General features: G+C 58.1%; 13 protein-coding genes. 3 read left to right on the top strand and 10 right to left on the bottom strand.

The window, feature by feature from the left end; genetic code table 11:
* Nucleotides 1-42: 42 nt before the first annotated feature.
* The 4 genes from QZ725_RS09480 to QZ725_RS09465 are packed head-to-tail and all read right to left on the bottom strand — an operon-like array spanning nucleotide 43 to nucleotide 3,021.
* Entirely contained in the window at nucleotides 43-723 is a 681-nt protein-coding gene (locus QZ725_RS09480; protein WP_293778885.1) for a BON domain-containing protein, read from the bottom strand.
* Nucleotides 716-1,312: a phosphoheptose isomerase gene (locus QZ725_RS09475; protein ID WP_293778883.1), complete on the bottom strand. Its 597-nt coding sequence runs from the start codon at nucleotides 1,310-1,312 to the stop codon at nucleotides 716-718. The genes QZ725_RS09480 and QZ725_RS09475 overlap by 8 nt, the downstream gene beginning before the upstream one ends.
* Before the next feature lie 55 nt (nucleotides 1,313-1,367).
* A complete protein-coding gene (locus tag QZ725_RS09470; protein ID WP_293778881.1) occupies nucleotides 1,368-1,733 on the bottom strand; it encodes a YraN family protein in 366 nt (121 codons plus the stop codon).
* Nucleotides 1,734-1,755: 22 nt separating this feature from the next.
* A complete protein-coding gene (locus tag QZ725_RS09465) occupies nucleotides 1,756-3,021 on the bottom strand; it encodes a penicillin-binding protein activator (RefSeq protein ID WP_293778879.1) in 1,266 nt (421 codons plus the stop codon).
* A 12-nt stretch (nucleotides 3,022-3,033) separates the two neighbouring features.
* Here QZ725_RS09465 and rsmI point away from each other — a divergent pair, with 12 nt between their 5' ends.
* Nucleotides 3,034-3,954, top strand: coding sequence for a 16S rRNA (cytidine(1402)-2'-O)-methyltransferase (gene rsmI, locus QZ725_RS09460; RefSeq protein WP_293778877.1), 921 nt, complete (start codon nucleotides 3,034-3,036; stop codon nucleotides 3,952-3,954).
* A 157-nt stretch (nucleotides 3,955-4,111) separates the two neighbouring features.
* On the opposite strand, the gene QZ725_RS09455 is transcribed toward rsmI, so the two are convergent.
* The 6 genes from QZ725_RS09455 to QZ725_RS09430 form a co-directional block, all read right to left on the bottom strand.
* Nucleotides 4,112-5,173 carry a septal ring lytic transglycosylase RlpA family protein gene (locus tag QZ725_RS09455; protein WP_293778875.1) on the bottom strand — a complete coding sequence of 354 codons (1,062 nt, stop codon included), beginning with the start codon at nucleotides 5,171-5,173 and terminating at the stop codon, nucleotides 4,112-4,114.
* 104 nt (nucleotides 5,174-5,277) lie between these two features.
* Entirely contained in the window at nucleotides 5,278-6,381 is a 1,104-nt protein-coding gene (gene rodA, locus QZ725_RS09450; protein WP_293778873.1) for a rod shape-determining protein RodA, read from the bottom strand.
* A 3-nt stretch (nucleotides 6,382-6,384) separates the two neighbouring features.
* Nucleotides 6,385-8,301 carry a penicillin-binding protein 2 gene (gene mrdA, locus QZ725_RS09445; RefSeq protein WP_293778871.1) on the bottom strand — a complete coding sequence of 639 codons (1,917 nt, stop codon included), beginning with the start codon at nucleotides 8,299-8,301 and terminating at the stop codon, nucleotides 6,385-6,387.
* 31 nt (nucleotides 8,302-8,332) lie between these two features.
* Nucleotides 8,333-8,848, bottom strand: coding sequence for a rod shape-determining protein MreD (gene mreD, locus QZ725_RS09440; RefSeq protein ID WP_293778869.1), 516 nt, complete (start codon nucleotides 8,846-8,848; stop codon nucleotides 8,333-8,335).
* Complete coding sequence (gene mreC / locus QZ725_RS09435; protein WP_293778868.1) at nucleotides 8,845-9,846, bottom strand: rod shape-determining protein MreC; 1,002 nt, start codon at nucleotides 9,844-9,846, stop codon at nucleotides 8,845-8,847. The genes mreD and mreC overlap by 4 nt, the downstream gene beginning before the upstream one ends.
* A gap of 172 nt (nucleotides 9,847-10,018) precedes the next feature.
* Nucleotides 10,019-11,062: a rod shape-determining protein gene (locus QZ725_RS09430; protein ID WP_188380725.1), complete on the bottom strand. Its 1,044-nt coding sequence runs from the start codon at nucleotides 11,060-11,062 to the stop codon at nucleotides 10,019-10,021.
* Nucleotides 11,063-11,330: 268 nt separating this feature from the next.
* Here QZ725_RS09430 and gatC point away from each other — a divergent pair, with 268 nt between their 5' ends.
* Both gatC and gatA read left to right on the top strand, forming a co-directional pair.
* Nucleotides 11,331-11,633 (top strand): Asp-tRNA(Asn)/Glu-tRNA(Gln) amidotransferase subunit GatC, encoded by a 303-nt coding sequence (gene gatC, locus QZ725_RS09425; protein ID WP_293778865.1) that lies wholly within the window; start codon nucleotides 11,331-11,333, stop codon nucleotides 11,631-11,633.
* 80 nt (nucleotides 11,634-11,713) lie between these two features.
* Nucleotides 11,714-13,186, top strand: coding sequence for an Asp-tRNA(Asn)/Glu-tRNA(Gln) amidotransferase subunit GatA (gene gatA / locus QZ725_RS09420; protein WP_293778864.1), 1,473 nt, complete (start codon nucleotides 11,714-11,716; stop codon nucleotides 13,184-13,186).
* Nucleotides 13,187-13,206 lie beyond the last annotated feature (20 nt).

Genomic DNA, 13,206 nt, shown 5'->3' with positions numbered 1-13,206 from the left:
GATCCTGCGTTCAGATCAGGGGCAGGCGCGCAGCATCAATTATCAATGATCGAGTTGCGAATCGCGATCAGCCTTCTTTTGTGTATCCGGTGTATTGGACAGCGAGTTGTACTCTTCATCGCTGATGTATTCGAATACACGCACGACTTTCTGTACGCCACCAACACCACGCGCAATCTGTGTCGCCAGATCGGCTTCACGTTGTGTGACACGGCCCATCATGTAGACGACGCCACGTTCCGTCACCACTTTGATGGCGTTGATGTACAAGCCTTTTTCATCCAGCAGCGATGCCTTCACCTTGCCGGTGATCAGCGTGTCGTTGGAACGCGAACCGAAGCCTGCAGTACCGGACACGGCCAATTCATTGATGACTTCACGCACACCTTCGACCGCCCGCATTTCACGCTCTGCCGCCATGCGCGAATTCTCGTCACGCACTTCACCGGTCAGCAGTACACGACGGTTGAAGCTGGTGATTTTCACGTTGTCGCTTGGCGCGATCACGCTGTAGATACGCTGATCGCCCTTGAAGGCAATCGCCTTGTCATCAGCTTGCGTACCGATCGTACGTCTATCGGTCGCAGCCAGCGAGCCAACCACGGCCGCACCACCGATTACCACGCCAGCACAACCCTGCAACGTCAGCGCGGCAGCACCGCACAACAATGCCAAGGCAACCGGACGACGCATGGCCACCAGGCAGCGATTCAGATCAATCATTTTCATCCCCTCCAAAAAGTGCGACGTCAATGCCATCGCACAAACAATGCAACGTTAACAAATGGACTTCCTTGATGCGGGCAGTACGCTCATGCGGCACGCTGATATGCACATCGGCATCCGTCAGCAACTTGCCGATCGCGCCGCCCCCCTTGCCGGTCAACGCCACCACACGCATATCGCGCTCAAGGGCGGCATCAATCGCAGCCACGACGTTGGACGAGTTACCGGAAGTCGAGACGGCAAGCAGCACATCGCCATACTGGCCGAATGCCTGCACCTGTTTGCTGAAGATTTCCTGATAGCTGTAGTCATTACCGATCGCGGTCAGGATCGATGTATCGGTCGTCAACGCCATGACTGGCAGCGGCAAACGTTCACGTTCGAAACGGCCGACCAGTTGCGCTGCAAAGTGTTGGCAATCGGCGGCAGAACCACCATTCCCGCAAGCCAGAATCTTGTTTCCGTTAGACAGAGCGGCAAACATTAGTTCCACCGCTTGCATGATGGGATGAGCCAGCTGCGAAGCCGCTTGAATCTTGAGCTCGGCACTTTCGTGAAAGTGGCCAAGAATGCGTTGAGTATTCATGATGCGGCGATTATAGAGCAGGCATCGGGATTGCGAATGCTCTCGCCAGTTGTCTTCACACTTCCATCACATTTCGCAGCCATTCCAGCTCATCGCCATCGATGGCGATGACATCGAAACGGCAAGCCGGTGGTTGTCGATAACGTTGCAGGAATTGCTGCGCCGCGCAGATAAGCCGTCGCTGCTTGGCGGGCGTAACGCTTGCAGCCGCGCCGCCAAACTGCCGACTGCTGCGTTTGCGTACTTCGACAAATACCAGCGTAGCGCCGTCCTGCATGATCAGATCGATCTCGCCCCCGCGACACAGAAAATTGCGCTCGATCAGTTGCAAGCCATTTTTCTGCAAGTGCAGCAGCGCGACATATTCGGCCGCACTGCCGGTCACTTGTCGGCTGGTGCGCGACCGCGAGAACAAAGCCATGAGTCGATGCGCCGCGTTGCGATCAAGGGGCCTGCAACGGCTGCACCATGCCTTCGCGGTAGATGGCCGGTTGCAGGACGCGCTCGAAGCGCGAGGAACGACCATCGAAATGAATCATCAACTGTCCGGTCACACCATCGAGACGGAAGTCGCTTTGCTTGAGCGCGATATTGTGTGCGACGCGATAGGCATCAATACCCAGCGCATACAGCCGCTCGACATCAGGACTGCGACGTTGATCGGCCACCTGCGGCAACTTGGGATACGTCATCACTGCCGCATGATCGGCCTGCAATTGCCACGGCATGTCGAGCAGACGCACGCCTTCCAGATCGAGCAGACGCGTCGCCGTGGGCCAGTCGGCCAGCGAGTACGGATTCATTTGCGACGTACCATACGTCGACACTTCGCCGCCGATGCCGAGGCGCAATTGCACGGTTTGCGCCGCATCGAGCGCCACGAATAGCAAGGCAGGGCGTGCCGCCTGAATACGGTTACGCAGCTCCAGCAAACCGTTTGCATTGATGAAGCCGCTGGTCATCGGCAATTCGATGGCTTCGGCCTGCAAACCCATGCCGCGCCATGCCGAGACAAAGGCAGAAGCCGCACGACGCTGCCACGAGACGCCCGTCGAAATGGCGAAAGCTTTCATCGCCCCCTTGCCACTGCCGACCTCGTGTGCGACCTGACGTGCCTCATCCTCTACCGACAAGCCCATTGCCAGCAAATTGGCAGAAGGCGCGTCGTTGGTTTCGGGTTGCGCCAGCGCGATGGTCGGCTTGACGACGGCCCGGTTCTGCAGAATCGCGGTGACGCCACTGCGCGTGAGCGGTCCTACGACGAGATCGTTGGCAGCGGCGGCTGCCTGATAGCTGGCAAGTACATCCTGTGGTGCATCGCCGGTCTCAACGAGATTGACCACGATATTGGCGCGTTCATGCTGCCAAGCCGCCATGAAACCTGCACGCACGGCATCGGCAACTTGCGCCAGACCTTCGGACCGCGTCGGCAACAGCAAGGCGACACGGGTCGGCGGCAGAATCGGCATTACTGCCGGTGCTTCAACAGGTTCGGCGATCGCACCACCGACAAACTCATCGGCCAGACCTTCCAGCACCAGATCGGTCTGGGCAAGCTGCATGCCGTCAAACGGACGTGCCGAAGCGGATGACTCGGTTACACTGTGCGCGACAATATCGGCGGCACCAGCGCCTGCCCATGCGGGCGCGCCCAATCCGCCGATCAATCCTGCTGCCAGTACAATGCTTCGCGCCCAATGTCTCAACATCCGAGTCCTCCCATGACTGAATCCGTAACCGATGTCTCTGCGATTATGCACGAGGTCGCCCGCCAGACTTTTCTTTCCGGCACATTATATGTGGTGGCCACGCCGATCGGTAACGTCGGCGATATCACCCTGCGCAGCCTGCATGTGCTCGGTCTGGCCGATGCCATCGCCTGCGAAGACACGCGCAATACACGCAACCTGCTGGCCCGCTATGGCCTGAACAAGCCACTGATTGCTGCCCACCAGCACAACGAGCGCGAATCCGCCGACAAGCTCATCGCCCGCCTGCAAGCCGGCGAACGCATCGCACTGGTATCCGATGCCGGCACGCCTGCGGTTTCCGATCCCGGCGCGCGCATCGTCAACATGGTGCAGGCTGCCGGTTTGCCGGTAGTGCCGCTCGCCGGTCCTTCTGCGGCGATTGCCGCGCTTTCTGCCAGTGGCTTGATCAATGACCGTTTTCAGTTCGTAGGGTTCCTGCCGGCAAAAGCCGGCCAGCGCGAAACCGTATTGCAAACGCTGCTTTCTCTACCTTCCACGCTGGTGTTTTACGAGGCACCGCATCGCATTATCGATATGGTCACCGCCCTGACATCGGTGTTCGAGCCACAACGCGAAATCGTGTTGGCGCGTGAACTGTCCAAGCTGTTCGAGGAAATCCATCGCTGCCCGCTGCAGGATGCACAAGCATGGCTGGAAGCGGATAGCAATCGGCAAAAAGGGGAATTCGTGGTCCTGCTGGAAGGAGCCCCGGAAGAGCGCGACGCACGCGATGCACAAACCGATCGCATCCTCGCCATCCTGCTGGAAGAGTGTCCGGTCAAGCAGGCTGCCACACTGGCCGCGCGCCTGACAGGACAAAAGAAGAATGCACTGTACGACCGCGCACTCGAACTCAAGGCTGCCAGCGCAGGTGACAATCGCCTCGCCTGAACTATCTCCGCATCGTCAGGCAAACCCTTGAGTTATTGTTGCCGCACAACTGCAATACGTCGATTATCTTCACGAAGCGAAACCGGCAACGCATTACTCCGGGCACCTTGCGCATACGCTCAGATACTGTGCGGCCTGAGCGATCAAACGCAACTCGTCAGCGTTGCACGATGAACGGTTTGACGCCGGCTTCCTGCTCTACACGATGCGCGATCGATACCGCATCGTCGCGTGTGGCAAACGGGCCGCTGTAAATGCGATAGAGATTGTTGACCGATTCCACGCGCAACGATGCCAACAGCGTGCCTGTGCTCTGCGTCAGTCGCATGCGCGCGGCTTCGGCATTGGCGGCCTGCGAATAGGCACCGAACTGCAGGTAATAGCCACTGGCTAGTTGTGGCGGTGCCGGCTGTCCCATGACAGTCTGGGCAGCGACAACAGAATCTGTTGATGTACTAACCGGCACTGAAGAGGCAGTTGGCGACGCCGCCGCAACCGGCGCAAGCGGTGCGGTCTGCACATTCGGCATCAGCATCGTATTGTCTTCGACGCGAGCTGCTGTATTGGTGCGATTGTTTTTGCTCGCCAGAATCTGCTCGATGTCTGCCGGCAACAGGCGCTCGACTTCCAGCTCCGTACTGCCATGGCCGATGTAGCCGAGTTTCAGCGCGGCCGTATAAGATAAATCGATCACGCGTTCGGAACGGAACGGTCCGCGATCGTTGACGCGCACGATCACTTGCTTGCCGTTGCTCAGGTTGGTCACGCGTGCATAGGAGGGAATAGGCAGCGTCGGGTGTGCGGCACTCATCTTGTACATGTCGTACAGCTCGCCGGACGACGTTTTCTGGCCGTGGAATTTCTTGCCGTACCAACTACCGCGGCCGCGCACCTTGTACGGACGTTCGTCCGTCATCGGCACATAGCGCTTGCCGAATACGACATAGGGATTATTACCGCGTTTGGCATACGGTTCGATGCGCGGTTCGGCATCGGGGACATCCAGCAAACCTTCGGGAATATTGTCACCGGGGCCGTCATCCATGTAGTAACCGCCACGGCCTGAACCTGCGGGAGGCAACACCGGATAACCGGAAGGTGTCTTGCTTGCCGACTTCGGTGCCGGTTGCGAAACCGGTGTCGTAGTGCAACCGGCCAGCACCATCAGACCGACAGTGGCACCGACCAGAATGAGGCGGTGAAAAATGCGTGAAACCATTGCGACTCCTGTTGATCGATGCTGCGTGGACAACATCGCACGCGCCGGCAAATGCTTGCCGGCACGCAATCGTCAAAGGAAGGGCGGCAAGGCCGCCCGATGCATCAACTCTGTATCAGCTTGCGATGCCGCTGAATACTCATCAGCATGCCAACGCCAAGCCCCAGTGTGACAAAAGCAGTGCCGCCATAACTGAAGAACGGCAGCGGCACGCCAACGACCGGAAGAATACCACTGACCATGCCCATGTTCACGAAGGCATAGGTGAAGAACATCATCGTCAATGCGCCAGCCAGCAAGCGGCTGAACAGGGTCGCCGCGCCGGCAGCGATCATCATGCCGCGAATGATGAGCAGCAGATAGAGCGCCAGCAAGACCAGATTGCCGATGAGGCCGAATTCTTCGGAATAGACGGCAAAGATGAAATCCGTCGTGCGTTCGGGAATGAATTCCAGATGCGCCTGCGTGCCATGCAGCCAGCCCTTGCCGGTCAACCCACCGGAACCGATCGCAATCGTGGACTGGATGATATGAAAGCCCTTGCCGAGCGGATCGGTGGTCGGATCGATGAGTGTCATCACGCGCCCGCGCTGATAGTCATGCAGCATGTTCCACGCAATCGGCAAGCTCGCCAGTACGGTGATCAGTCCTGCCACCATGATTTTCCACGACAGGCCCGCAAAGAAAATCACATAGAAACCTGCCGCCAGCACCAGCAATGCCGTTCCCAGATCCGGTTGCCGCATGATCAGCGCCACCGGCACGAGCAGAAGCAGACCGGCAATCACGAATTCGCGCCAACGCGTCAAACCTTCACGCTTCTGAAAGAACCACGCCAGCATCAGCGGCATGGCGATCTTCATGATTTCGGATGGTTGAATCACGACACCGATATCGACCCAGCGCCGCGCACCATTACGAATCAGGCCGAACGCCGCTACCGCGACCAGCAGCACGATACCGAGCACATACAGCGGCACAGCAAGCCGCATGAGTTTCTGCGGTGGAACCAGTGCGGTGATCCACATCATCAACAGCGAAATCAGGATGTTGCGCAGATGATCTTCGATACGACCGGGAAAATCGATCCCGGCCGAATAGAGCGTCACGCTACTTGTCAACAGAATAAGTCCGACGATCACCATCAGCGGGCCATCGAACACGGCCACATACGGCTTGATAATTTGCAGGGGCGAACGCTTTTCCATGGATTAATCCGTCATCCCGTCTTCGACCGGCATGACAGGCGCGCTCGTCGGATTGCCGTTCTTGTCCTGCGGACGCTTGCCCAGCAAATAATAATCCAGCGCTGCCTTGGCAATGGGTGCGGCAGCAGCGGCACCCCAACCACCGTTTTCGACAATCACCGCAAGTGCGATCTTCGGTTTGTTGACAGGCGCAAAAGCCGTGTACAACGAGTGATCGCGCTGCCGCTCTTTCAGTTTTGCCGCATCATATTTTTCGTTCTGACTGATCGTAATCGCTTGTGCGGTGCCGGTCTTGCCAGCAGAGTCGTAACCCGCATTCTGGAAGACGCGCGATCCGGTACCTGTCTTGACCACACCGGCCATCGCATTTTTCACGAAGTCGATGTTTTCCTGCTTGAGCGGAATGCGATAGCTTTCCTTGTGAACGGTCAGGGTGCGCTGACCGCTCATGCCATCCTCGATCATCTTGACCAGATGCGGCTTCATTGCGACACCATTGTTGGAAAGAATGGCAATCGCATTCGCCAGTTGCAGCGGCGTAAAGGCGTTGTAGCCCTGGCCAATACCGATCGAGATCGTCTCACCGGCATACCAGCGCTTCTGTTCGGGGCGACGATAGGCTTCGCGCTTCCACGCGGTCGAAGGCAATACGCCGCTGCGTTCGAAATCGAGATCGATGCCGGTTTTCTGGCCGAAGCCGAACGGTTTCATGAAGTCGTGAATGGTATCCACGCCGAGGTCATTGGCCAGCGTGTAGTAATAGGTATTACAGGATTCCACGATGGACTTGTACATGTCGACAATGCCGTGGCCGCCTACCTTGTCGTCGCGGAAACGATGATTGCCGAACCAGAAGTAACCCGGATCAGAGATGCTGTCCGACGGCTTGCGTTTGCCCGTTTCCAGCGCAGCCAGAGCCATGAACGGCTTGTAGGTCGAGCCCGGTGGATACGCTCCTGACAGTGGTCGGTTCAACAAGGGATGATCGGGTGAATTGTTCAGCGCATCCCAGCTCTGCTGATCGATACCTTCGACAAACAGATTGGGATCAAAGGTCGGCATCGACACATAGGCGAGGATGTCGCCCGTCTCGGGTTCGATCGCAATCAATGCCCCGCGACGATTGCCGAATGCCTGCTCGACCACTTTCTGCAATTCGATATCAATCGAGAGAATCAGATTGGAACCAGCCGTCGCCGGCGTGCGCGACAAGGTACGAATCGGGCGCCCACCTGCCGACACCTCGACCTCCTGATAGCCGGTCTTGCCATGCAGATACTGCTCGTAGCTGCGCTCGACACCTTCCTTGCCGATATGCTCGCTGCCACGGTAATTGGCAGTCTCGCCGTTTTCCTCGATGCGGTCGGCATCACGCTGATTGATGCGACCGATGTAACCGATCACGTGCGAGGCCGTCGCGCCCAATGGATATTGGCGGAATAGCCGCGCCTGCACTTCCACACCGGGGAAGCGATAACGCTGCGCGCTGAAACGTGCGACCTCTTCATCGGTGAGACGCACGCGAATCGGCGAGCTGGCGAGGTTGCGCGACTCTTCGCGCAACTTGCGGAAGCGCCGCAAATCGCGCGGCTGAATTTCAATGATCTGACCCAATTCCTCGATCACGTCATCGAGCTTGCCCTGAATCTTCGATGGCGTAATTTCCAGCGTGTAGGCAGAGAAGTTGCGTGCCAGCACGACGCCGTTACGATCGGTAATCAGGCCGCGATTGGGAACGATGGGGATGACGGAAATACGGTTGTCTTCCGCCTGCGCCACATACGCGTCGTGACGCACCACCTGCAACCAGAAAAAGCGTGCCGTCAGCACGCAGAACAGGAGAAATACTAGCGTGCCTGCCACCGTCAGGCGAAGTCGAAATCGCCTTAGCTCACGCTCGGTATCTTTGAATTCAGTCATGCGACATCAACCTCGTGCACATACACGTTCCTCAGATCGGACGCGTATCGTCGCGATTGGTTGCGCGACGTTGCGGCGCCAGCAACAGCCAGGTCACGACGGGCCACAGCACGGCGGCCAACAGACTTTCCGCAAAGAGCAGGAAACCGGGAAACTTGCCGCCGACGATCAAGCGCACGATCAGACTCACCAATTGCGCCAGCAGCAACAGCACGAACACATGCATGGCCTGCACCCCCATCGGGAACCACAGCACGCGGCGATGAATCATGATCGCGAAATACGACAGCAGCGTATAGGAAAGCGCATTCTCGCCCAGCAACGCAGCGTCGTGCACATCCATCAGCAACCCCATGAAAAACGCAATACCGATACCGACCTTGCGCGGCTGATGAATACTCCAGAAGACGAGAATCAAGGCCACGAAATCCGGCACGCCGACCCATTGCCCCCATGGCAAGAGATTGAGCAGGAAGGCAACCAGCAGGCTGAATGCAATGAACAGCGGATTGGCTGGCAACAGAATGTAATGCGGATGCTGACTCATCGTGGCACCTTCAGCGTCGGTTGCGTGGCGGCAGCATCTTCAGCTGGCTGGGCCGACGGTGCGGCCGGCTTCTTGTCTTCCACCACATCGCCGCGACGCGTGGCATGTTGCAGCAAGCCTTTCTTGTTGACGTTCTGCTTGCTGTCATCCGCCGGCCGCGGCTCGTACTGGTTATCGACCAGCAAGATCAACAACTGGCGATTGCGATCGACACCGGCAAGCGGTGCGCAAACGATGCGCGCAAAAGCATCCGACTTGCGATCAACCTCGATCACCTTCGCCACCATCAGTCCGGCCGGGTAGACGCCATCGATGCCCGACGTCACGAGCGTATCGCCTTCCTGGATATCGACATTCGATGGCAGAAAGCGCAAATCCAGCACGTTCGACTGACCACGCCCGTAGGCCACGCTACGCAAACCGTTACGTACGACCTGCACCGGCACCGCCTGATCCTTGTCGGTCACCAGCGTGACTTCGGAGCTGAAAGGAAACACACGCGTCACCTGACCAACCACACCAACATGATCGATCACCGGCTGTCCACGTTCGACATCGTGCTGGCTGCCGCGATCGAGCATGATCTTGCGCGTGAAGCGATCACGCGTGTCGTAGAGGATTTCCCCCATCACGGATTTGACGGGCAAGCGTGCCTTGGCATCGAGCAGATTGCGCAGTTGTGCATTTTCGGTCAGCAGTTGCTGGCCTTGCTGCAAGGCATGCGCATCAAGTGTCTGCTGGCGTTTCAGCTTGTCGTTTTCGGCCTTGATCTCCGCCACGGTCGTGAAGTAGCCGGTCATCGAAAAGAACGCATCACGCGGCGCAAGCGCAGCCACCTGCAAGGGGTAGAGCGCAGTAGAAACTACCTGGCGCACGATGCCGAGCGAACGCATGTGCGAATCGACGAAGAGCAGAACCAGCGCGATCAGGGCGAAGCACACCATCTTGGCACGTGCCGAAGCGCCTTGTTTGAAAAGCGGTGGTGGGCTGTATTCCATGAATGCCTGAAGACCTGCAGAGACGGGCGAATGTCAGCGAGAAGAACGCCAGACCGTCCGATACGAAGCGATGATGGCAGACAAAAATGTTTCGCTGCGGACTGTCATCGGATCATGCGGCGGCTGCGCAAGAAAATCGGGCCGTTCTCGAAAGAGAAACGACCCATCGAACTTATTCGTGCGAGAAGATGGAACCGAGCTTGTCCATACGCTCGAGCGCCATGCCGGAACCGCGCACCACGCAAGTCAGCGGATCTTCTGCAACGATAACCGGCAGACCGGTTTCTTCCATCAGCAGACGATCCAGATCGCGCAGCAAAGCGCCACCGCCGGTCAGCATCATGCCTTTTTCGGCAATGTCGGCACCGAGCTCCGGCGGCGTCTGCTCCAGCGCGTTCTTGACGGCGGAAACGATGTTGTTCAGTGGATCGGTCAGCGCCTCGAGAATTTCGTTGCTCGAAATCGTGAACGAACGAGGAATACCTTCGGACAGGTTGCGCCCCTTGACTTCCATCTCACGCACTTCGGAACCCGGGAAGGCAGAACCGATTTCCTTCTTGATTGCTTCGGCAGTCTGTTCGCCGATCAGCATGCCGTAGTTGCGGCGAATGTAGTTGACGATCGCTTCATCGAACTTGTCGCCACCAACACGGATCGAGCCTTTGTAGACCATGCCGCCCAGCGAGATGATGCCGACTTCGGTCGTACCGCCACCGATATCGACGACCATCGAACCAGTTGCGTCTGCCACTGGCAAACCTGCACCGATTGCCGCAGCCATCGGCTCTTCAATCAGATAAACCTGCGCAGCACCGGCACCGAGTGCCGATTCGCGAATCGCACGGCGCTCGACTTGCGTGGAGCCGCAAGGAACGCAAATGATGATGCGTGGCGATGGTTTGAACAGCTTGGTGTCGTGCACCATGCGGATGAACTGCTTGAGCATTTGCTCGGTGACGGTGAAGTCGGCGATCACGCCATCCTTCATCGGGCGAATTGCTTCGATATTACCCGGCACCTTGCCCAGCATCTGCTTGGCCTCCTTGCCGACTGCCATGATGGTTTTTTTGCCGTTCGGGCCGCCTTGCTGGCGAATGGCGACGACCGATGGTTCGTCGAGAACGATGCCGGCGCTACGTACGTAAATCAGCGTGTTGGCGGTACCCAGATCGATCGCCAGATCGTTCGAGAAATAACTGCGTAAGAATCCAAACATGAATTGTCCTGAGGCGCGAGCGTGCGCGCATGTGTCGATAAAAAATACAAACGGGGGTATTCGTGCCGCGGCGAGCCCAGTATTTCCCGGCGCCGGCAAGGCATTAGCCGGGTATTCTACCTTATAATCCAGCCTGATTTGAGCCACAAAAATCGTAAAAACAGGTAGCGCTGGCGCGATTCTGCGCCGATCTGGCAGGAATTGGCCCGCATTTTTTACGAACCGGTTTTTCTTAACATTTTGCTAGCGGTTTCCCCGCGCCTTTCTCATGTCCCTCGAACTTTCCGATGTCAAACGCCTTTCCGTCCTCGCGCAAATCGAGCTGACCGAAGAACAGTCTTCGCAGACGCTCGACAAGCTCAATGGCATTTTTGCCCTGGTCGAGGAATTGCGCGCCGTCGATACCAGCGGCGTCGAACCGCTCAACCATCCGATTGCCGCCATGCAACCTGATTTGGCGCTACGCCTGCGTGACGATGTTGCCAGCGAGCCGAATCGTCGCGACGACTACCAGAAACCCGCTCCTGCCACGCAGGATGGCCTGTATCTGGTGCCCAAGGTCATCGAGTAAGGATCGTTCAAGCATTCCTTGCTGCCTCGTCGCAGCGTGCACTGCACCCGCTGCCTGTTGCTACCGAAACCGATTTCATCATGCATAACAAGACCATCAAAGAACTCTCCGATCTGCTGCAATCACGGCAGGTCTCGGCCACCGAACTCGCTTCACAATATCTGGCTCGTATTGGCAGCAGCGATCTCAACGCTTTCCTGCATGTCGATGAAGCATTGACGCTGGCGCAAGCGGCCGAAGCCGACAAGCGCCTCGCCGCCGGCAACGCCACGCCGCTGACCGGTGTGCCGATTGCGCACAAGGATATTTTCGTCACGCGTGGCTGGCGCTCCACTGCGGCATCGAAGATGCTGGAAAACTATGTGAGCCCGTTCGATGCGACGGTCGTGGAGCGCTTCAATCAGGCCGGCACGGTTACGCTGGGCAAGCTGAATTGCGATGAATTCGCGATGGGCTCATCCAATGAAAATTCCTTCTTCGGCGCGGTCAAGAATCCCTGGGACAAGACCGCCATTCCGGGTGGCTCGTCAGGCGGCTCCGCCGCTGCCGTTGCAGCTTGCCTGACACCAGCCGCCACCGCCACCGACACCGGTGGTTCGATCCGCCAACCGGCAGCGCTGTGCGGCGTGACGGGCATCAAGCCAACCTATGGTCGCGTCTCGCGCTTCGGCATGATCGCCTTTGCTTCGTCGCTCGATCAGGGCGGTCCGATTGCGCGCACGGCCGAAGATTGTGGCCTGCTGCTCAACGCCATGTGCGGTTTCGATGAGCGCGATTCGACCAGCATCGAACGTCCTGCAGAAGATTTCAACCGCAACCTGCAACAGCCGTTGCAAGGTTTGCGCATCGGCCTGCCGAAGGAGTATTTCGGTGAAGGCCTGGCTGCGGATGTCGAACAAGCAGTGCGCGCCGCACTCGCCGAATTCGAGAAACTCGGTGCCACGCTGGTTGATATCTCGCTGCCGAAAACCGCGCTGTCGATCCCGACCTATTACGTGATCGCACCGGCAGAAGCCTCGTCCAACCTCTCGCGTTTCGATGGCGTGCGTTACGGCTTCCGCGCCAAGGAGTACAAGGACCTGGCCGACATGTATCGCAAGACACGCGCCGAAGGCTTTGGCGATGAAGTACAACGCCGCATTCTGGTCGGCGCGTACGTGTTGTCGCACGGTTACTACGACGCCTACTACGTGCAGGCGCAAAAGATTCGCCGTCTGATCGCGCAGGATTTCCAGAATGCGCTGTCCGGACCAAACAAACAGTGCGACGTCATCATGGGTCCGGTTGCGCCGACCGTGGCGTGGGATCTGGGTGCGCGCGCCGACGATCCGGTCGCTAACTATCTGGCCGACATCTTCACGCTCTCGACCAGTCTCGCCGGCTTGCCCGGCATGTCGGTGCCATGCGGTTTCGGTCAGGGCGAAAAGAATGGCAAGCGCCCGGTCGGCCTGCAGATCATCGGCAACTATTTCGACGAAGCGCGCCTGTTGAATGTCGCACATCAGTATCAGCAAGCGACCGACTGGCATATGCGCCAACCGACCGGCATCTGAATCATCGAACAACGTACGCA

It is taken from the genome of uncultured Oxalicibacterium sp., assembly GCF_913776015.1.
In the GTDB taxonomy this organism is placed as follows: Bacteria; Pseudomonadota; Gammaproteobacteria; order Burkholderiales; family Burkholderiaceae_D; genus Oxalicibacterium.
Note: the sequence above shows the minus strand (reverse complement) of the source record. Positions and strands in the feature narration are given on the sequence as shown.